This window comes from Streptomyces sp. TOM-9, assembly GCF_056858595.1.
In genome coordinates this window covers 4,383,840-4,402,884 of sequence record NZ_JBXEQB010000001.1, presented here as the reverse complement: position 1 = coordinate 4,402,884, position 19,045 = coordinate 4,383,840, and the positions used below count along the sequence as shown (strand labels likewise).

Annotated in this window: 16 protein-coding genes; 8 read left to right on the top strand and 8 right to left on the bottom strand. The window is 73.3% G+C overall.

Annotated features, from left to right (window positions below; genetic code table 11):
- Nucleotides 1-350: 350 nt before the first annotated feature.
- Complete coding sequence (locus AC1VWI_RS20385) at nucleotides 351-1,238, top strand: alpha/beta fold hydrolase (protein ID WP_499512451.1); 888 nt, start codon at nucleotides 351-353, stop codon at nucleotides 1,236-1,238.
- A 51-nt stretch (nucleotides 1,239-1,289) separates the two neighbouring features.
- Here the strand turns inward: AC1VWI_RS20385 and purU are convergent, their stop codons facing one another.
- Complete coding sequence (purU, locus tag AC1VWI_RS20380) at nucleotides 1,290-2,168, bottom strand: formyltetrahydrofolate deformylase (RefSeq protein ID WP_499512450.1); 879 nt, start codon at nucleotides 2,166-2,168, stop codon at nucleotides 1,290-1,292.
- Between the two features lie 108 nt (nucleotides 2,169-2,276).
- Nucleotides 2,277-2,723, bottom strand: a complete 447-nt coding sequence (locus AC1VWI_RS20375; RefSeq protein WP_499516865.1) for an SCO4402 family protein — start codon at nucleotides 2,721-2,723, stop codon at nucleotides 2,277-2,279.
- A gap of 160 nt (nucleotides 2,724-2,883) precedes the next feature.
- Between AC1VWI_RS20375 and AC1VWI_RS20370 the strand changes: the two genes are divergently transcribed.
- A complete protein-coding gene (locus AC1VWI_RS20370) occupies nucleotides 2,884-4,158 on the top strand; it encodes an ABC transporter substrate-binding protein (protein WP_499512449.1) in 1,275 nt (424 codons plus the stop codon).
- A 115-nt stretch (nucleotides 4,159-4,273) separates the two neighbouring features.
- On the opposite strand, the gene AC1VWI_RS20365 is transcribed toward AC1VWI_RS20370, so the two are convergent.
- Nucleotides 4,274-5,566, bottom strand: coding sequence for a hypothetical protein (locus AC1VWI_RS20365; protein WP_499512448.1), 1,293 nt, complete (start codon nucleotides 5,564-5,566; stop codon nucleotides 4,274-4,276).
- Between the two features lie 204 nt (nucleotides 5,567-5,770).
- Nucleotides 5,771-7,150 carry an NsdA family TPR-like regulatory protein gene (locus AC1VWI_RS20360; protein ID WP_499512447.1) on the bottom strand — a complete coding sequence of 460 codons (1,380 nt, stop codon included), beginning with the start codon at nucleotides 7,148-7,150 and terminating at the stop codon, nucleotides 5,771-5,773.
- Between the two features lie 260 nt (nucleotides 7,151-7,410).
- Here AC1VWI_RS20360 and AC1VWI_RS20355 point away from each other — a divergent pair, with 260 nt between their 5' ends.
- The 3 genes from AC1VWI_RS20355 to AC1VWI_RS20345 are packed head-to-tail and all read left to right on the top strand — an operon-like array spanning nucleotide 7,411 to nucleotide 10,542.
- The gene (locus tag AC1VWI_RS20355) at nucleotides 7,411-8,073 is read left to right on the top strand and encodes a bifunctional DNA primase/polymerase (RefSeq protein WP_499512446.1); all 663 of its coding nucleotides are present in this window, start codon (nucleotides 7,411-7,413) and stop codon (nucleotides 8,071-8,073) included.
- A gap of 34 nt (nucleotides 8,074-8,107) precedes the next feature.
- The gene (locus AC1VWI_RS20350) at nucleotides 8,108-8,977 is read left to right on the top strand and encodes an ABC transporter ATP-binding protein (RefSeq protein WP_499512445.1); all 870 of its coding nucleotides are present in this window, start codon (nucleotides 8,108-8,110) and stop codon (nucleotides 8,975-8,977) included.
- Nucleotides 8,974-10,542: a transporter gene (locus AC1VWI_RS20345; protein WP_499512444.1), complete on the top strand. Its 1,569-nt coding sequence runs from the start codon at nucleotides 8,974-8,976 to the stop codon at nucleotides 10,540-10,542. The genes AC1VWI_RS20350 and AC1VWI_RS20345 overlap by 4 nt, the downstream gene beginning before the upstream one ends.
- Nucleotides 10,543-10,589: 47 nt before the next feature.
- Here AC1VWI_RS20345 and AC1VWI_RS20340 read toward each other — a convergent pair whose 3' ends face one another.
- Together AC1VWI_RS20340 and AC1VWI_RS20335 are read right to left on the bottom strand one after the other, a co-directional pair.
- Nucleotides 10,590-11,894, bottom strand: coding sequence for a maleylpyruvate isomerase N-terminal domain-containing protein (locus AC1VWI_RS20340; protein ID WP_499512443.1), 1,305 nt, complete (start codon nucleotides 11,892-11,894; stop codon nucleotides 10,590-10,592).
- The gene (locus tag AC1VWI_RS20335) at nucleotides 11,891-12,439 is read right to left on the bottom strand and encodes a sigma-70 family RNA polymerase sigma factor (RefSeq protein ID WP_499512442.1); all 549 of its coding nucleotides are present in this window, start codon (nucleotides 12,437-12,439) and stop codon (nucleotides 11,891-11,893) included. Before AC1VWI_RS20335 ends, AC1VWI_RS20340 begins: the two co-directional genes overlap by 4 nt.
- 219 nt (nucleotides 12,440-12,658) lie before the next feature.
- Between AC1VWI_RS20335 and AC1VWI_RS20330 the strand changes: the two genes are divergently transcribed.
- The 3 genes from AC1VWI_RS20330 (at nucleotide 12,659) to AC1VWI_RS20320 (ending at nucleotide 16,216) form a co-directional block, all read left to right on the top strand.
- Nucleotides 12,659-13,036, top strand: a complete 378-nt coding sequence (locus AC1VWI_RS20330) for an STAS domain-containing protein (RefSeq protein ID WP_499512441.1) — start codon at nucleotides 12,659-12,661, stop codon at nucleotides 13,034-13,036.
- A gap of 239 nt (nucleotides 13,037-13,275) precedes the next feature.
- Nucleotides 13,276-14,649 carry a glycosyltransferase family 2 protein gene (locus tag AC1VWI_RS20325; protein WP_499512440.1) on the top strand — a complete coding sequence of 458 codons (1,374 nt, stop codon included), beginning with the start codon at nucleotides 13,276-13,278 and terminating at the stop codon, nucleotides 14,647-14,649.
- Nucleotides 14,650-14,743: 94 nt separating this feature from the next.
- On the top strand, nucleotides 14,744-16,216 hold the full coding sequence (locus AC1VWI_RS20320) for a cellulose binding domain-containing protein (protein ID WP_499512439.1): 1,473 nt from the start codon (nucleotides 14,744-14,746) through the stop codon (nucleotides 16,214-16,216).
- A 28-nt stretch (nucleotides 16,217-16,244) separates the two neighbouring features.
- Here AC1VWI_RS20320 and AC1VWI_RS20315 read toward each other — a convergent pair whose 3' ends face one another.
- Complete coding sequence (locus AC1VWI_RS20315; RefSeq protein ID WP_499512438.1) at nucleotides 16,245-17,348, bottom strand: tetratricopeptide repeat protein; 1,104 nt, start codon at nucleotides 17,346-17,348, stop codon at nucleotides 16,245-16,247.
- A gap of 62 nt (nucleotides 17,349-17,410) precedes the next feature.
- Entirely contained in the window at nucleotides 17,411-18,910 is a 1,500-nt protein-coding gene (locus tag AC1VWI_RS20310; protein WP_499512437.1) for a class I adenylate-forming enzyme family protein, read from the bottom strand.
- Nucleotides 18,911-19,045: the final 135 nt, after the last annotated feature.

Below are 19,045 nucleotides of genomic sequence, written 5' to 3'. Positions count from 1 at the left end.
CGCCTCACGCGCCGGCCGGAGTCCGGCCGGGTCGTGGGCGCCACCGGTGCCGGGGCCGTTGTTCGAGGGACCCCGGCGCCTCCCCATGCGCCGGAGTCCCTTCCTCCCCCGTCCCCCATCCCCCCCTGGGCCCCCGTGGAGCCCACCCGGATCCCCGAGCTGTCCGGGTGGCTCCCCGCTGCCCGTCTTCCCCGCCGGGCCGCGTCCCGCTGAAGTCCTCCCCTCGGCGCGCGCCGGCAATCCTTGAGCGTTGTCACTCGAAAGAGCGGTGTTGCGCGTGTGAAGACGCATATCGAACAGGATTTCGATAGCGTGGGGGTCTGAACGTCACGTACCAGGGGGTGCGGCACATGGCCAGGCGCGTCGAAGTCACCGGAGCGGGCGGCCTCCCGCTCACGACGTGGGAGTACGCCGACGGGTCCGCTCCCGGGCCCGCCTCCGAGCCCGAGGAGGCGCCGCGGCCCGCCGTCCTGCTGCTGCACGGCCTGATGGGGCGGGCCTCCCAGTGGGCCGGTACCGCCCGACGGCTCGCCGCCCGCCACCGAGTGGTGGCCTTGGACCAGCGCGGCCACGGACGCAGCGCCAAGCCCGAGGGGCCCTACACCCGTGACGCCTACGTGGCCGACGCCGCCGCCGTCGTCGAGCAGCTGGGGCTCGCCCCGGTCACCGTCGTGGGGCACTCGATGGGCGCCCTCACCGCCTGGCAGCTCGCCGTGCGCCGCCCGTCGCTGGTGCGGGCCGTGGTGCTGTGCGACATGCGCGCGGTGGCCCTCGGGGAGGCGAGCCAGCGCTGCTGGGAGGACTGGTTCAGGGCCTGGCCGCTGCCCTTCGCCGGTCCCGACGCGGTGCGCCGGTGGTTCGGCGAGGAGGATCCCTGGCTGGAGGGCTCCCGCCCGGCCCGCGGGGAGTTCTTCGCCGAGGTGATGGAGGAGCACGCCGACGGCTGGCGCCCGGTGTTCGAACGGCGCCACATGCTGCGCTCCCGGGAGTCCTGGATCCACGACGCCCACTGGGACGAGCTGGCCCAGGTGTCCTGCCCCGCCCTCGTCGTGCGCGGCTGGGACGGCGAGCTGGGCCGCGCCGAGGCCCAGGAGATGGTGCGCGTGCTGCCCTGGGGCTCGTACGCGGAGATCCCCGACGCCGGGCACCTCGTCCCCTGGGACCAGCCCGAAGCCTGGTACGCGGCGGTCGAGACCTTCCTGGCGGACGTCGCCGGCGTGCCGGTCTGCCAGGCCTGAGGCCCGTCCGGGCCGGCGCCCCGGCCTGCTCCGGGGGCCGTCGGCCTGGTGTCAGGCGAAGACGACCGTGCGGCGGCCGTTGAGCAGGACGCGGTGCTCGCTGTGCCACTTCACGGCGCGTGCCAGGGCCTGGCACTCCACGTCGCGGCCGATGGCGACCAGCTGCTCCGGGTTGACCCCGTGGCCCACCCGCTCGACCTCCTGCTCGATGATCGGGCCCTCGTCGAGGTCGGCGGTGACGTAGTGCGCCGTCGCGCCGATGAGCTTCACCCCGCGGGCGTGGGCCTGGTGGTAGGGCCGGGCGCCCTTGAAGCTGGGCAGGAAGGAGTGGTGGATGTTGATGATGCGGCCGGCCAGCTCCTTGCAGAGGTGGTCGGACAGGACCTGCATGTAGCGGGCGAGGACGACGAGTTGAACGTTCTCCTTCTCCACCAGGGAGAGCAGCTCCGCCTCGGCCTCGGCTTTGTTCTCCTTCGTCACCGGGATGTGGTGGAAGGGGACGTCGTAGGAGCCCGCCAGCTCCGCGAAGTCGGTGTGGTTGGAGACCACGGCCGCGATCTCCACCGGCAGCGCTCCGATGCTGGTGCGGAAGAGCAGGTCGTTCAGGCAGTGCCCGAACTTGCTGACCATGAGGATGATGCGCATCCGCTCGGCGGAGGGCGTGATCTGCCAGTCCATGGCGTAGGCGTCGGCGACGGCCGCGAAGCTGGCCCGCAGCTTGTCGGCGGTGACCGGGTGGCCCGCGGAGAAGTGCACCCGCATGAAGAACAGCCCCGTGTCGTGGTCGCCGAACTGCTGGCTGTCCTCGATGTTGCACCCGGTCATGAAGAGGTAGCTCGACACGGCGTGCACGATCCCCGCCTTGTCGGGGCACGACAGGGTGAGGATGTACTGCTGGGACTGCGGCGGCGAATCGTCGACGGCGTTCACGGGGCTAGGGTCGCACAAAGTCGCCCCGCCGTTCCAAGGCGTCCGCCAGCCGGGCGACCCTGGTGTCGTCGCAGGTGGCACCCCGCTCGCGTGCCGCGCGCGGACGGCTCAGGCCGTGCGTGTGTAGATCTTGAGGATGTCCAGTGACCGCGGCGGCGTGTCCGGGTCCTCACCGTCCCCGGTGGCCATCCGTACGTGCGCCTCGCGGGCGGCCCGCACGGCCTCGGGCCACGCATGGTGCTCCAGGTACGCGGAGACGGGAGCGTCCGCGCCCACCTGGTGGAGTATCTTCAGCACCCGCAGCACGGCCACGTCGACCAGGGCCGCCTCCTGGGAGTCCCGGAAGACGGTGCCCACGTACTTCTCCGCGGACCAGTTGTCGAGCCAGGTGTCCTCGACCAGGCGGTAGACGGCGTCGGTCACGTCGCCGTAACCCGGTTGCCCGGTGAGCCAGACCTCGCGCTGGAACACCGGGTCGCTGATCATGTGCAGCGCGGAGCGCACGTTCGTGCGCCAGCGCCACCAGGGCATGTCGTTGAGCGGCATGCCCCCCATCGTGGAGGAGCGGGTGCCACGGCGGGAAGACTTCTCCGTACTCTGCACAGTGCACGATCGTACGTGCTCCAGGGTCCACACACTCTGTTCACCCGATGGTGACCCTCCGTTCCCTTGCGTTCACCCTGGTGTTGCGACAAACGCGGAATCTTCCCATTCCATGAGTGATTGGCGTACGCGCAGAGCCGCTCCGTTCGCGTCCGCGATGGCCGGCGTCGCCCTGCTGGCAGGATGCGGCACGCTCCCAGGGGGGACGGGTGGCACCACGGGCCCGGTCGTCGTCATGACATGGGCTCCGGAGAACACCGGCGCGACCAACATGCCCGGCATGCCCGGCATGGCCAAGGCCTTCGCCAAGTACGTCAACGCCCGCGGCGGCATCGCCGGCCGGGAGCTGAAGGTCATCACCTGCAACGACCACAACAGCGCCCTCGGCGTCGGGGACTGTGCCCAGCGCGCCGCCGACGAGGGCGCGGTCGCCGTCGTCGGCTCCTACAGCCAGTTCGGCGCCGCCTTCACCTCCACGCTGGAGGCCGAGGGCATCCCGTACCTCGGCGGCTACGGCATCACCCAGGACGAGTTCGAGAGCCCGCTCTCCTACCCCGTCAACGGCGGCCTGCCCGCGCTGATGGCCGGGGCCGGCCGTCAACTGGCGGGCAAGTGCGACAAGGTGAGCCTCATACGCCCCGACACCGCCGCGGGCGACCTCTTCGCACGCTTCCTCGACGCCGGCCTGCGCGACGAGGGCCGCACCAGCGCCACCGACCTGCGTGCCCCCGAGGACGCCACCGACTACAACGGGATCTCCCGGCGGGCGATCGGCAGCAACAACCCCGGCGACTGCGTGAGCGCCGCGCTCGGCGACAAGACCGCCACCTTCTTCGATGCCTTCCGCCGGACGACCACCACCGACCCGGCCACCGGCCTGGACGACGGCCCCAAGGCCCAGATCGCCTCCGTCCTCGGCAGCGTCCAGCAGTCCACCCTGGACAGCACCGGCGGCAGCAACAGCCCGCTGGAGGGTGCGTTCGTCACCGGCTGGTACCCGCCGGCGTCCGACTCGCGCTGGGCGCTGATGCGGAACACGATCAAGAGGTACGCCTTCGGCGACAACAGCATCGACCCGAACGACCCGGGCGTGCAGACCACGTGGATCGCCTACACGGCCCTCGCCGAGGTCATCGAGAAGATGGGCAAGGACCAGGCGGTCACGGCCCCGTCGCTGAAGCAGGCGCTGGACGAGGCGCACGACGTCTCCACCGACGGCCTCACGCCCCCGCTCGGCTGGCGCGAGCAGGACACGGCCTCCATCATCGACCAGCCGCGCCTGGTCAACGGCCGGATCACCTTCCAGAAGGTCGAGAAGGGCCGACTGGTCGCCGCGCGCAAGGGCTTCGTGGACGTGACGAAGACGCTGGAGAACGCCCCGGGCTGACGGGCGCCAGGGGTTCCATGGCGCGAGTGGGAGCGGGAGCGGAAGCGCCGACGGCCACGGCCGTCGGCGCTTCATGTCCCCCGGGGCCGGGATCCGTTCCCGGGGGCCCTTCGTCTCAGAGCTGACCGCCCTGGTGCTGCGTCAGCCCGTACTTCTTCGCGATGGGGTTCCACAGCGCCGCCGCGCGCGATTTCGCCTGCGTTGCGGTGCCGCTCTGGGTGTTGCCCGCCGCGTACTGGTCGGTGTGGCGCGCCTGGCCGTGACGGCAGAGCTTCTTGCCGGCCTTGAGCTGGTCGGCCCAGGCCGCGTAGTGGTTGTCGGCGGCCGCGGAGGCCGTCCACGCCTTGTTGAGGGCGTCGGTGAGGTCCTGGTGGTCGGGGAGCTGGTCCACCGGCAGCGACTTCAGTTGCGTCATCAGGTCGTTGCGCTGCTGCGCGGCGGCCCGCAGGTCGGCGGCCGCCCCGTCCAGGTTCCGGCAGCCCTTGATGCCGGCGACCGCGTTGATCACGGAGGTCCGGTTGCTGCCGCTCGTCTTGAGCAGCGCCTCAAGCCCCTTGGCCTGCTCCTCCGCCGCGCCCTCGTCGCCTCCCCCGGAGGAGGCCGGGGACGAGGCGCTCGACGAGGCCGACGGGGACTGGGCCGCGGCGGGGTCGTCGTCCCCGCCGCTCATCAGGGCGCCCGCGAGGAGACCGGCGACGGCGCAGCCGCCGACGACGATGCCGATCAGCGCCGCCGGGGTGAGCTTGCGACGGGCCGGGGCGGGCTGGTCGTAGTCGTAGGACGGCTGCGGCACGTAGGCGGGCTGCTGACCGTAGGCGGGCTGTGCGTAGTCCGGGGACGCCGCGTAGCCGGGCTGCTGCGGGGGCGGGTTGTCCTGGCGGTACAGGTGCCCGAAGTCGTCGTGGGGCTGCTGTGCCGGGAGCATCGCGTCGTGACCCTGGTGACCCTGGTGACCCTGGGGGTCGTGCGGATAGCCGTAGCCGGGGGCCTGCTGCGGGGCCGGCGCGTCCTCGAAGCGCGGCAGGTGCTGGGTCGCGTCCGCGTCGGCCGGGGTGCCCGGGCGTACGCCGTACGGGGCGGCACCGGGCATCGGGTAGGGCGGCAGGACCTGTGTGGCGTCCGCCACGGGGCCGGGCTGGAACGGGGGCGCCGGGGGCTGCTGCGGCTCGTGGGCCGGCATGGGCGGCCGGGCCTGCGGGTACGGCGGGAAGAGCTGCGTCGCGTCGGTGTCCGGGAGGGACTGATGCGGGGGGCCGTACGCCTGGGGCTGCTCGCCCCACGGCTGCCCGGCCGCGGGGCCGGAACCCCAGGCCGCGGTCGCTCCCGGGCCGGGTATGCCCCCGTCCGCGGGCAGCACCACGCCCTCGTGCACCTCCGGATACGCCTCGTCACCGCGTCCGCCGTGCATCACCGGTACCTCTGCCTTCTCCGTCGCTACGGAATCGTCGGCTCACGCTACCGGGTCTGCTTCGGACGTCACCATGCCGCGGTGGGTCCGGCGGGATCCGGGGGGCCGCCCCGTCGCAGAACAGGGTGCCCCTACCGGTGGGTTGATGTCGTTCCTGTAACGATTCGGGGGACGGGGGCGTGCGACGCCCCCGCCCCCGTGTCGTCACGCCGCCAGTTCCTCCTCCAGGCGGGCGTCGAACTCCCGGACGGCGCTCTCCGCCGCGTACGGCTGCAGGCGCAGGCGGAGGTCGTCGAGGTACTCCGCGCCGCGGGTGGTGCGCAGCGTGGCCAGCAGTTCGACGGCCTGGGCGCCGGTGTGGCAGGCCTGCTCGACCTCCCGCTGCTGGACCTGGGCCTGGGCGAGCAGGAGCAGGCCGATCGCGCGGCGGCGGGCCTTGTCCGGGGCGTGTCCGGCCAGCGCCTCCTCGGCGCGGCGGACCGCCTGCGGCGCCTGGTTGAGGTCGCGGTGGCAGTGGGCGAGCTCGTCGGCGAGGTAGGCCGGTCCGAAGTGCCGGATCCAGTCGGGGTCGTCGCCCGGTTCGGAGCGCTCCAGCGCCTCCACGGCCTGCCCCGCGACGGCGCCGCAGGCCCGTGCATCACCCATCAGCGCGTGGCCGCGCGCCTCCGCGGCGTAGAACATGGCCTGTGCGGTGGCGGTGACCTGACCGCGGGCGCCCTCCTGGGCGGCGCGGGCGAGTTGGGCGATCTCGCGCGGGGTGCCGAGCTGCGCGGCGAGGTGGCTCATCCCCGCGGCGAGGACGTAGCCCCCGTACGCGCGGTCCCCCGCCGCCTGGGCCAGCCGCAGCGCCTGGATGTAGTAGCGCTGCGCCAGGCCGGGTTGGCCGGTGTCGACGGCCATGTAGCCGGCGAGTTCGGTCAGCCGGGCGACGGCGGAGAAGAGCTGACGGCCCGTCGCCTCCCGGTAGGAGCCGGCGAGGAGCCCGGAGACCACGCTGTTGAGGTAGTGCACCACCACGGGGCGCACATGACCGCTGCCGAAGCGGTGGTCGAGTTCGTTCAGCGCCCGGGTGGTCGCCCGTACCGCCTCGACGTCGGACATGCCGACACGCTGCCCGCCGGCGCGGGCGACCTGGGCGTCGGCCCGGGTGATCAGCCAGTCCCGGCTGGGCTCGACCAGGGCCGAGGCCGCCACGGTGGAGCCGGTGAGGAAGTCCCGGCGGCCGACGTCGCTCCGCCACAGCTCGCAGACCTGCTCGATCGCGCCGAGCACGGTGGGCGAGAAGTGCAGGCCGACACCGGTGGCCAGGTTCTTGCCGTTGGCCATGCCGATCTCGTCGATGGTGACGGTGCGGCCCAGCTTCCGGCCGATGGCCTCGGCGATGATCGCCGGTGCCCTGCCCCGCGGTTGCTGGCCGCGTAGCCAGCGGGCCACGGAGGTCTTGTCGTAACGCAGGTCGAGGCCGTGCTCCGCGCCGCACATGTTGACCCGGCGGGCCAATCCGGCGTTGGAGCAGCCTGCCTCCTGGATCAGTGCCTGCAGCCGTTCGTTCGGCTGGCGTGCGACGAGCGGTCGTGCGGCCATGGGCTCCCCCTCACAGCTGCCGCTTTCGGGACCTCAAGATCCCTTCCCGAAGATCCCTTCCCGGTACGCGCCACTCAAATTCGCCGCAAAGGACATAATTTGCGGTGGGATGCATGCCTACACACCCAAGGGTGACTACCCGGATGCCGGACCTCCCCCTACCGCGCGCCCCCACCAGTGCTCCCGTGCGCCCGGCATGAGCCGCGAGGCCGGGACGTCACTGCCCGTAACCCGCGCTGGGCAGCGCAGTTGTGAAGGTCGTGGAAGACACCGTGGAACACACCATCGCTGCCCCGCCGCGGATCGCCGGCCAACTCCTCGAAGCCGCCGTCGGGTACGCGGAGGAGCGGCACTGGGACGTGCTGCCCGGTGCCTGGCTCGTCGAGGACGACGCCGCGGGCCGCGGCGGCCCGCGCACCCCGCGCTGTTCCTGCGGCGACACCGCCTGCCCGGCGCCCGGGGCGCACCCGACCGGGCCCGGCTGGGTCGGTGAGGCGAGCGGGAGCGGAGCCACGGTACGCAGGATGTGGCTGCGCCAGCCCCATTCGTCGGTCCTGCTCCCCACCGGACGCACCTTCGACGCCATCGAGGTCCCGGAGGACGCCGGTTGCCTCGCGCTGGCCCGCATGGAGCGCATGGAACTGCCGCTCGGCCCGGTGCTCGGGACCCCGACCCGCCGGATGATCTTCTTCGTACTGCCCGGAGCCGGCGCGAAGGCGCCGGACCTGCTGCGCCGTCTCGGCTGGGCGCCCTCCTCGCTCGACCTGGTGGTGCGCGGCGACGGTCACTGGGTCCCTGCCCCGCCCACGCGGCTCGGCACGGGCGGCGTCGTCCAGTGGGTGCGCCGGCCCACGGCCCTCAACCGGTGGCTGCCGGACACCGAGGAACTGATCTCCCCCCTCGCCTACGCCTGCGGACGCTAGCCGGGCCCCACCCCCGTCGGCATAGGCTGGGCGGATGCCGAATGCATCCGTCGCGCCCGCCGTACGCGTCCATGGACTGTGGAAACGCTTCGGGCAGCAGATCGCCGTCGCCGGGATCGATCTGACCCTGCCCGCGGGGCACTTCGTGGGGATCGTCGGACCCAACGGCGCGGGCAAGACCACGACCCTGTCGATGGTGACGGGCCTGCTGCGGCCCGACGACGGCCTCATCGAGGTCGGCGGTGCCGACGTCTGGCGCGACCCGGTCGCCGTGAAGTCCCGCATCGGCGTCCTGCCCGAGGGGCTGCGGCTCTTCGAGCGGCTCACCGGCCGCGAACTGCTGGCGTACACGGGCCGGCTGCGCGGCATCCCGGGCGCGGAGACCGACCGCCGGGCCGCCCAGCTGCTCGACGTCCTCGATCTGGCCGGCGCCGCCAACAAGCTCGTCGTGGACTACTCGACGGGCATGCGCAAGAAGATCGGCCTGGCCGCGGCGCTGCTGCACAATCCCGAAGTGCTCTTCCTGGACGAGCCCTTCGAGGGGGTCGACCCCGTCTCCGCCCAGGTCATCCGCGGGGTGCTGGAGCGCTACACCGGCTCCGGGGCGACCGTCGTCTTCTCCTCGCACGTCATGGAGCTGGTGGAGAGCCTGTGCGACTGGGTGGCGGTGATGGCCGCCGGCCGGATCGTGGCCCAGGGCCCGCTCGCCGAGGTCCGCGGGCAGGCGCCGACGCTGCAGGACGCCTTCCTGACCCTGGTGGGCGCCCGGGACCGCGGCCCGGGGCAGGACCTGGACTGGCTCGGCGGGGCGAACGCTCCGGCGGCGCGGGGCGCCGGGCAGGGCGGGCACGGCGGAGGCGGCGCGGACGGCGGGGACGGGCCGGCCGGGGCGAGCCGGTCGTGACGGGCACCTTCGTACGGCTCAAGCTGTCGGTCCTCCGCAACGGGTTGCGGCAGTCGACGGGCCGCCGGGTCGGCTGGATCATCGGCAGCCTGGTGTCGCTGCTCTACGCGCTGGGCCTGGGCGTGGGGCTGGTCGCCCTGCGCGGGAACGACTACGCGCCCTCGGCGGCCATCGGCGTGGCGGTCGTGCTCGGGGTCGGCTGGGCCGCCATGCCGTTGTTCGTCTTCGGCGGCGACGACACCCTCGACCCGACCCGGCTGGCGATGCTGCCGCTGCGGCCGCGGCCGCTGATCCGGGCGCTCCTGGTGTCCTCGCTGGTCGGCGTCGGGCCGCTGCTCACGTTCCTGGTGGTGGTCGGCGCGGCGGTGTCCGTCGTGGCGGGGGCCGCCTCGGCGGTGGCGGCGGTGATCGCGGTGCCGCTCACCGTGCTGCTGTGCGTGGCCCTGTCGCGGGCCGTCGCCGCGGCCAACACCCGGTTGCTGACCAGCCGCAAGGGACGCGACCTGGCGGTGCTCAGCGGCCTGCTGGTCGCGGTGGGCGCCCAGCTGGTCAGCCTGGGCGCCAACGCGCTCACCTCCGGGCACGGCCTGGAGCGGATCGACGCCCTCACCTCGGTGCTGCGCTGGCTGCCGCCGGCGTCGGCGCTGGACGCGGTGCGGTCGGCGGGGGAGGGCGCGTACGGGCCGGCGGTCGCCGAACTCGCCTGGACCGGGGCCGTGCTGGGGCTGGTGCTCGTGTGGTGGCACCGCAGTCTGGACCGGCTCATGACCCGCCCGGACGCCTCCACCGTGCAGGCGGGCCCGTCGAGGGTCCGGGAGACCCGGTTCCGGCTGCTCCCCGAGGGGCGCACCGGCACCGTCATGGAGCGCCAGTTCCGCTACGCCTGGCGTGATCCGCGGACCAAGGCCGCCTGGGCCACCGCCCTGGCCCTGGGGCTGCTGCTGCCGCTCGTCTCGGCGGTCCAGCAAGGCAGCGTCTACACCGCCTGCTGGGCGGCCGCACTGCTCGGGCTGCAGATGTACAACCAGTTCGGCATGGACGGCTCCGCCTTCTGGACGGTCGCGGCGACCGTCTCCTCCCGCACGGACGCGTACGCGGAACTGCGCGGGCGGGCCCTGGCGATCGCGGTGGTGGGCGTCCCGTACGTGGCCGTCGTGACCATCGGCGCGGCCTTCCTGCTGGGGCGGGCCGACGCGGCGGCCGAGACGCTCGGGCTCTCCTTCGCACTGCTGGGGGCGCTGATCGCCACCGGCGCCTGGGCGAGCGTGCGCTTCCCGTACTCCATGCCGCAGGAGAACCGCTTCGGCAGCGCCGCCGCGCCGGGCCAGGGGAGCCTGGCCTGGCTCAGCCTCGCCGGGGGCGCAGCGACGGGCGCGGTGATCACGCTTCCCGTGCTCGGCGTACTGATCTGGCTCCACGTCTCGGGGCGGCACGGCGCGCTGTGGCTCGTCCTGCCGCTGGGCTGCCTCTACGGGGCCGCGTTCGCGGTGCTGGGGGTCCGCACGGCGGCGCCCCGCCTGCTGGGCCGCCTGCCGGAGGTGCTGACGGCGGTGAGCAAGGGGTAGCCGCCGCCCGGCAGGTTCCGTGCGGCCCGGGGCCCAGGAGACACGGCCTAGAGGCGTGACAACGATGCCGTGGCGTGCAGGACGTCCCGGATCGCGGCGTGGTCCCCGTCGCGCCCGGCGGCGACGCGGCCGGGCGCGATGTGGCCCGCGGCCAGCTGGCAGAAGTCGAGCTGGTCGACGGCGATCTCGGCGACCACCGTCTCCGGGGTGCCGATCGCGCCGGGCGAGTCCAGCGAGATGTACCAGTGGCCGCCGCCGGAGCCCTCGACGTGGAGGTCGAGGGTACGGCCGGGCGCACCGGCCCGTACGAGACGGGCGGTGGACTCGGCCCGCCCCGCCTGGCGGAGCGCGGCCAGGGCGGTGGGCAGCATCCGGGCCGCGAGGTCGATCATGCGGTTGAGGTGCGGCGCCGCGGGCGGTCCGTACTCGGGGTAGTCCAGGGCCTGCGCGATGTCCTCGGCGTGGATCCAGCACTCGAAGGCGCGGTCGATCAGGGCGTCCCGCATCGGCACGACGGCGTCGGTGAAGTCCACGGGCAGCCCGCCGGTCGCGGAGCCGGCGAAGGACAGCGTCCGCACGATGTCCCGGGTCTGGGTGCGCCACTTGTTGCGGACGAAGGCGTGCGTGTGGCGGCGGCAGCGCTCCCCGGCGAGTTCGGTGCGCTCCAGTCGTGTGCGGGGCGCACCGGGGCCGAGCGGGTCGTCGAGGCCGAGCGCGGTGGCCACGACCCCGTCCACCGAGCCGAGATGGGCGAGGACGCCGCAGAGCGTCAGCTCGCGCGACCCGCCCGCCCAGACCAGCTTGACGGGCATGTCCCACTCGGGTTCGCCGAGGTCGGCGAGGAGCGCGTCGAGGCGCGCGGTCTCGGCGTCGTACGGCGCGGCCCATCCGGGGACGGGGATACGGGCCGGGCGGCGGCCCAGGCAGCCCTCCAGGACGCGGGCGCGCAGCAGCGGGTCGAGGTCGAGGGACTCCTCCTGGTGCAGCAGGCCCACCGCGCGGCGCAGCCGCACCGCCTCCTCGGCGCAGGGCGCGCAGTCGGTGAGGTGGACCTCGACGGCGCCGGCCTCGTCACGGGAGCAGGCCGACAGTGCCCACGCGCCGAGCAGGGAGCGCAGCACGCGGTGGTCGTACTCCGGGGGTCCGGGCCGCACGGGCGCCTTCGCCGCTTCTCGCTCCGGCTCGCGCGCCGTCTTCGCCGCCTCGTGCGCGGGCACGTCCGGCGAGGGCGGGGGCGCGGCGGGCACGGCCTCGGGCAGCGGGCCGTCCTCGGCGGCGCCGCGGGGCATCGGCACACGGGGCAGGTTGGTCCCGGGCGGGGGAGTCTCGCCGTTCTCGGCCGGTCCGTTCACAGGGACCTTCCCTGGGGCGAGGAGTCCTGCGCAGCGGTGGACAGCAGCTGCAGCCCGAGCCGGAGGCGGCGGCGCGCCTCGTCCTCGGTGACCCCGAGGTCGGCGGCGGCCTCGCGGTAGTCCATGCGGCGGCGGTAGGCGAGGTCGAGGGCCAGGCGCAGGGGTTCGGGCATGGAGGTCACGATGTAGTCGGCGCGGGCGGCCGTCGAGGCCTCGCGGACCCTGGCCTCGACCTGCTCCGGGGTGCCGGCGCCGCGGGTCTCCGACTGGCGCAGCCGGTGGACGGCCTGGCGCTGGGTGAGGCCGGCGACCCAGGAGCGCAGCGAACCCTGCTTGGGGTCGTAGGCGTCCGGGTTCTCCCAGATGTAGCCGAAGACCTCACGGGTGATCTGGGCGGCGGCCTCCTCGTCGTCCATGACGCGGTGGGCGAGGCTGTGCACGAGGGAGGCGTAGCGGTCGTACAGCTCGCCGAGCGCGGCCTCCTCGCCGCGCGCGAGCCGCTGTTGCATCTTGCGGTCCCAGCGGGGTGGTGCGGATGCCGCCATCGCGTCTCCCCCTTTGTCACCGTCGTCCTACTACGGTCGCACTGCCTCGGATCGAATGTATCCGCCGATTGCTGCCACGTACGACGCCTTGAGGCAAGCTTCTGCCATAACTGATCGGTTCTGGTAATGCGTTATCCGGGTGTGACCGGAAGATTGCGGGGAAGCGGCTCAGGCGGGGCATAGGGTCTGTACGACCGCTGCCGGGAGAAGGGCCAGACAGTGGCATTGCAGGTGGTGCAGGACGAACGGGACGGTTGGGTGGTCCTGACCGTTTCGGGGGAAATGGATCTCGTGACCGCGCCGGTGGTGCGCCAGCACGTGCACGACGCGGTGGCCGACGGGCGCCACAGTGTGGTGCTGGACCTGGCCGGGGTCCACTTCTGCGACTCCAGCGGTGTGGGTGTGCTGATCGCCGCCCGGCGGCTGATGCGGTCCTGTGCCGGGCAACTGCGCCTGATCCTCCCGCGGAACAGCCCCTCCGACGGTGTCGCGCACGTCAACCGGGTGCTGGCCGCGCTCGGCGTGCGCCGGCTCTTCGAGGTCTTCCCCGATCTCGAGGCCGCCACCGACGACACGGCCCGGCCGCTGTCGGCCTAGACCGTCCTTCCGTGCCACCCAGGGGCGCGGGCCCGTCAAGTGCCGTGTGAGCACTCTCACATCCCACGTCCGCTTCGTCCATGAAGGGCCCGTGGGCGCCCGATTGTGAGCTACCGGGCGAAATCTGCGGAGGATGCACCTTTCGCCGGACCTCCGCCCGGGTTACCTTCGTGCGCAGAACACGTGTTCAAGGTTCTGTCCGGCGGGTGGGGGCGTTCGTACGGAGGTCTCCACTGCCCATGCTCGATCTCGCGGGTGCCTGGGACCACCTCTCGTGGTCCTTGCGTCATGTGCACTGGTACGGAGTGGCCGTCGGGTCCCTCCTCGCCGTCAAGCTGCTGCTCTCCATCCGCCGGCGCCGCCGTCCTGAGCTCGCGTTCGACAAGCCGGTGACCCGGCTGCGCATCCACGGCGTGATCACGGTCTACAACGAGGCCCCGGCGATGCTGCGCGGCTGCCTGGAGTCGGTCCTCGCGCAGACCCTGCTGCCGCACTCCCTCACCCTGGTCGACGACTGCTCCAAGGACCACTCGGCGCGTGCCCTGGTCGAGGAGATGCGCCCGCAGTTCCAGCGCGCGGGGGTCCGCCTCGACTTCGTCCGCTTCCCCGGCAACCGCGGCAAGCGCCACGGCCTCGCCGCGGGCTTCCGGCAGGAGCCGCTCGCGGACGTGTACCTGTGCATCGACTCCGACACGCTGCTCGACCGGCACGCCGTCGCGGAGCTCGCCCGGCCCTTCGCCAAGCGCCGGGTCCAGTGCGTCACCGGGCTGGTGCTCGCCCACAACCGCGGCACCAACCTGCTGACCCGCCTCATCGACATGCGCTACGTCAACGCCTTCCTCGGCGAGCGGGTCGCCTACTCCCGCCTCGGCTCGGTGCTCTGCGCCTGCGGGTCGCTGGCCATGTACCGCGGGTGGGTCGTCCGCAAGCACCTCGACGACTTCCTCGACCAGCGGTTCCTCGGCCGCCCGGCGACCTTCGGGGACGACCGGCGCCTGACGTACTACTGCCTCACCGAGGGGCTCTCCCTGATCCAGCCGTCGGCCGTCGGCTACACCGACGTCCCCGAGCGCCTCGGCCACTACGTGCGCCAGCAGATCCGCTGGGGCAAGTCGTTCATCCGCGAGGGCTTCCTGCTCCTCGCCAAGTTCCGGCTGCACCGCATGTACTGGTGGCTGAACCTCGTCGAGCTGGTCACCTGGGTCGCCTTCACCGCGGGGCTGCTCGCGGCGCTCGTGGCGGTCCTGATGCACCCGCAGGGCTGGACGCTGCTGGCCGGCTACCTCGCCTACATGTGCGTCATGGCCTGGGTCCGGTCCGTCCACTACCTGCGCGGCGCCGCGCAGGTGAGGATCGTCGACCGGGTGGGGACGTTCCTCGCCGCCCCGCTGTACGCCCTGCTCAACATCGGGTTGCTGCTGCCGCTGCGACTGTGGTCCCTGGCGACGCTGCGGCGCACCAACTGGGGCACCCGGACCCGGATCGAGGTCGGCGGTGCCCACGACGACATCGCCTTCCAGCCCCATCCGCAGCCCCACCTCCCGCGCCAGCGCCGGGAGACGGCCCCACCGGCGGTCGGCGCCGTCGCGCCCGTGCGCGACGCCGCCTCGTAGGCGGCGCCCGCGTTCCGCCGCCGGTCCGACCGGATCCCGCAGACCGCATGGCGTGCCCTCGGCATCGCCCCTCCACCGCGCTAGGAGCTTCCCCGTGGGTTCTGCCCGCCCCTCCGTCCGCCCCTCCGTCCGGTCCGACCGGCTCGTACCCTCGGGGCGCGGGAAGCGGCGCCACCCCGTGTGGAGGGTGGCCGGGTACCTGCTGCTCTCGGTCGCCGTCGGCGCGGGCGTCACGGCGCTGTACCCCGTGTGGCGTGAGGCACATGGGCCGCCCCCGGAGCTCACCGTCCGCTACAAGGCGGGCACGCCGGCGTCGGCCGCCACGGCCCGGCCGTGGCTGGAGGTCGTCAACACCTCGGACCACCGGGTGCGTCTGGCCGACGTGGCGGTCCGGTACTGGTACACGCAGGACGGCGGCTCCCCGTACGCGTTCAACTGCGTCCAGGCCTCGGTGGGCTGCCCGAACGTCGACGGGAGGACCGTCGCCATGGACCGTCCGGCCCCGGCCGCCGACCACTACCTCGAGCTCACCTTCACGAAGGCCGCGGGCACCCTGGCCCCGGGCGCGAAGAGCGGGGCCATCGGGGTGCAGCTGTACCGTCCCGGCGGGAAGGTGGACCAGCGCGACGACCGGTCGTTCAGCCCCGCCCACGACACCTTCCAGGCGTCGAAGCTGGTGACCGGCTACCTGGACGGCAGGCACGTCTGGGGCGACGAGCCCGGCGGCGACGTCACCACGTCCCCCCGGGGCCCGGCCGCAGCCGCGGCACGGCCCGCGCCGCCCTCCGGGATCGTCTTCGACGACTTCCGGTACAGCGGCCCCCGGGACCCGGCGCTGCGCGCCCACGGCTGGCTGGTGCGCACCAGCGGGGGCGGTCCCGGCATCCACGACACGTGGTCGGCGGGAGGCGTCAGCTTCCCCGCGGACGGGGACGCGCTGGGCGGCCAGGTCCTGCAGCTGCGCGCCGCCACCGACGGGACGAAGCGCGGCACCACCCAGGCCGAGGTGCACACCACCGGCACGGAATTCCTGACCGGGACCTTCGCCGCCCGGATCCACTTCGCGGACGAACCGGCGAGCGGCCGCAACGGCGACCACGTCAACGAGACCTTCTACATGATCTCGCCCCACCACCACGCCGAGTACAGCGAGCTCGACAACGAGTACCAGCCGAACGGGGGCTGGGGCGCCCCCGGGCCGAGGCTCGACACGACGACCTGGCGCAGCGCGAGGGAGGGTGACCGGGTCACCCGGGCCACGACGTCCAGCCTCAAGGGGTGGCACACGCTGGTCACCACGGCAGCTCACGGCGTGGTGACCTACAGCCTCGACGGGCACGAGCTGTTCCGGACCGGGGGCAAGTACTACCCGACCCAGAACATGTCCGTGAACTTCAACGCCTGGTTCGTGGACCTTCCGTTCGCGGGCAAGCGCACCTGGGACATGAAGGTCGACTGGTTCTACCACAACGCCAGGAAGGCCCAGTCCCTGGCGGAGGTGGAGAAGGCGGTCGACGGCCTCGCCGCGGGCGGCACGGGCTACGTGAACACGGTCCGCAAGCCCTGAGCCGGTACGGCGGCGAGGCCGGCCGGGGTCAGGAGTCGGCCGGAGCCGGGCCCAGCGTGGTGGTGCCGATCGCCGCGCGGTGGCCCAGGCCCGTCCGGTAGGCGTCCAGCGCGGCCTCCACCCGGCCGGACCGGCGCAGCAGGTCGCCCAGCAGCCGGCAGATGTCCGCCAGGTCTCCGGCGGCTCCCGCGCGTTCCAGCAGCGCCAGGGCGGACACGTAGTGCTCCTCCGCGGCCTCCGGGTCACCGCGCTCCTCCGCCAGCAGCCCGAGCAGCCGGTGCGCCCCGCCGGCGTGGACGGCGCCGCGCCACGGGCCCAGCTCGTCCAGCAGCCGGGTCAGCAGCTCCTCGGCCTCGGCGGGCTTCCCGCGCCGCCGGAGCACGTCGGCGAGCTCCACCTCGACCTGCACCGTGAACAGCACGGACCGGCCGGCGGACAGCATGTCGCGGGCGGTGCGCAGCTCGCGCTCGGCCTGCTCCAGGTCGCCGTCCTGGGAGTGGACGTAGCCGCGCATCCAGTGGCAGTGGGCCAGGTCCGTGTGCAGCTCCAGCCGCTGGAACAGCTCCTGCGCCTTTGCCAGGGAGGCCTCGGCCTCGCCGGTACGTCCCGCGACGATCAGGGTGCGGGCGATGCTGCGGTGCATCTGGGCGACCAGGGCCGGATCGCCCGCCCCGGGGGCGAGGTTGAGCGCCTGCTCGGCGGCGTGGGCGGCCCGGGCGTAGGCGCCCAGGTCGGTGTACGGCCCGATGGCCGCGATGTGCAGCATCAGCAGGGCGTCGGGGTCGGGCCGGGCGCCGTCCGACACGGTCTGCCGTTCGAGCCGGGTGATGCCCTCCTCCAGCAGGTGGGAGGCGTACCGCACCTCGCCCGCCAGCAAGTGGGACACGGCCCGGCCGCGCAGTGCCGCGGCGCGCCGGGCGTCGGGGGCCGCGGGGTCCGCGTCGAGCAGCCGCTCGGCGGTCTCGAAGTGGAGCCGGGCCTCGGCGAGTTCGCCCGCGTCGAGGGCGGCGTCTCCCAGCCTGAGCAGTTCGAGGGGATCCTGCGGGCCGTCCTGCGGGCCGCTTTCCGGACCTGTGCCGGGACCTTCGTCCAGGCCGTCCCGCGCCCGGTCCTGGCCGTCCTGTGTGCCCACCGTGAACCTTCCCCTTTGGAACTCTTGCGGAGGAGGGTACGCGGCTTTGCGCCGGACGTGCCTCACGCTTTCGTAAAGCGCTCCCTGAGCTTGTACTTGAGGACCTTGCGCAGGGTCTCGTTCCGGGGCAGCACCTCCACCACCTCGAGCTGTTCGGGCAGTTTGTGGACGGCCAGGCCCGCCTCGCGGAGGAAGGCCGTGACCTCGGCGAGGGTGAGCGGTCCGGCGTCCGGCGGCTGCTCGACGACGGCGCAGACGCGTTCCCCGCGCTGGGGGTCGGGCAGGCCGATCACGGCGGCGTCGGCGACGCCGGGGTGGGCGTAGAGGAGTTCCTCGATCTCCTTGGCCGAGACGTTCTCACCCTTACGGATGATGATGTCCTTGAGGCGCCCGGTGAGGACCAGGTAGCCGTCCGGGGTGAGCCTGCCGACGTCCCCGGTCCGCAGGAAGCCGTCCGCGTCGAAGGCCTGTTTGGTCAGTTCCGGGTCGGTGTAGCCCTGGCACACGGCCTCACCGCGCAGCAGCACCTCGCCGTCGTCGGCGATGCGTATCTCCATGGAGGCGGGCGGGCGGCCCTCGGTGGTGGCGAGCCGGTCGACGGGGTCGCGCGGCGAGCCCATGGTGATCATGGGGGCCTCGGTCATGCCGTAACCGTGCGCGAGGGCGCAGCCGAGGTCGCGGACCACCTCGTGGTAGAGCTCGGGCGGCTTGGGGGCGCCGCCACCGGACAGCAGGCGCAGGGTGGGGATGATCCTGCTCCCCGCGGGCTGCTTGCGCTGCTCGGCGAGGAAGAGGGAGTAGAAGGCGGTGCTGCCGCCCGCCATGGTGACCCCGTGCCTGCGGTAGGCCTCCAGGGACCCAGGGAGCGAGAAGTGCTCCAGCAGCAGGGCCGGGAAGCCGCACAGGAGCAGCATGACCAGGTAGTCGGGGCCGCCGATGTGCGCGTACGGGAAGGCGACGGAGCCGACGTCGTCCGGGCCGAGCTCCAGGGCGAGGGCGAGGCAGGAACCGCCGGCGATGAGGCTGCGGTCGGTGTGCAGCACGCCCTTGGGCTCGGAGGTGGTGCCGGAGGTCCAGTAGATCCAGCGGACCTGCGTGCCGTCGGAGGGCGGGGCGGGGAGGGAGTCCGGGTCGCCGTCGGGCAGGGAGTCGTAGGCCTCCAGGACGTCGCGCGCGCCGAGGCGGCGCGCCATCGCGGTGTGGTCGAAGCCGCGCCATACGCCGGGGACGGCGAAGAGGCCGGGGCCTGTCTGGCGCAGGATGTGGCCGACCTCGTGGTCGCGGTAGAAGGGCATGACCGGGGTCTGCACGGTGCCCAGCCGGGCGAGGGCCGCCGACAGGACCACCGTCTCGATCCGGGTCGGCAGCTGCCAGGCCACCGCGGTGCCGGGCCGGATGCCGCGGGCCTGCAGCCCGGCGGCGACCCGTTCTGCGCGGTCGCGCAGCTGCCCGAAGGTCAGCCGGCGGTCGTCGGTGTCGAGCAGCGCCGGGGCGTCGGGGGTCAGGGCGGCCCGCCCTTCGATGAGCGCCCAGAGGGTCGGCGAGTCGCCCAGGCTTCGCATCTCTTCTCCTCCCGGTATGTGATCTGACGTCACGTCAGATCCAGTCGCCCGGAGCGTAGGCGCCCGGCCGGGTGTGGTCCAGGGTCCGCGCGTCGCCGATGGACGCTCCGGGGCGGCGGGCGTACTGTGAATCTG

Excerpts from the sequence above, each read along its gene's own strand:
- AC1VWI_RS20385 (WP_499512451.1), top strand. The coding sequence starts at position 351 with ATGGCCAGGCGCGTCGAAGTCACCGGAGCGGGCGGCCTCCCGCTCACG.
- AC1VWI_RS20375 (WP_499516865.1), bottom strand. The coding sequence starts at position 2,723 with ATGGGGGGCATGCCGCTCAACGACATGCCCTGGTGGCGCTGGCGCACG.
- AC1VWI_RS20370 (WP_499512449.1), top strand. The coding sequence starts at position 2,884 with ATGAGTGATTGGCGTACGCGCAGAGCCGCTCCGTTCGCGTCCGCGATG.
- AC1VWI_RS20365 (WP_499512448.1), bottom strand. The coding sequence starts at position 5,566 with ATGCACGGCGGACGCGGTGACGAGGCGTATCCGGAGGTGCACGAGGGC.
- AC1VWI_RS20360 (WP_499512447.1), bottom strand. The coding sequence starts at position 7,150 with ATGGCCGCACGACCGCTCGTCGCACGCCAGCCGAACGAACGGCTGCAG.
- AC1VWI_RS20350 (WP_499512445.1), top strand. The coding sequence starts at position 8,108 with ATGCCGAATGCATCCGTCGCGCCCGCCGTACGCGTCCATGGACTGTGG.
- AC1VWI_RS20335 (WP_499512442.1), bottom strand. The coding sequence starts at position 12,439 with ATGGCGGCATCCGCACCACCCCGCTGGGACCGCAAGATGCAACAGCGG.
- AC1VWI_RS20325 (WP_499512440.1), top strand. The coding sequence starts at position 13,276 with ATGCTCGATCTCGCGGGTGCCTGGGACCACCTCTCGTGGTCCTTGCGT.
- AC1VWI_RS20310 (WP_499512437.1), bottom strand. The coding sequence starts at position 18,910 with ATGCGAAGCCTGGGCGACTCGCCGACCCTCTGGGCGCTCATCGAAGGG.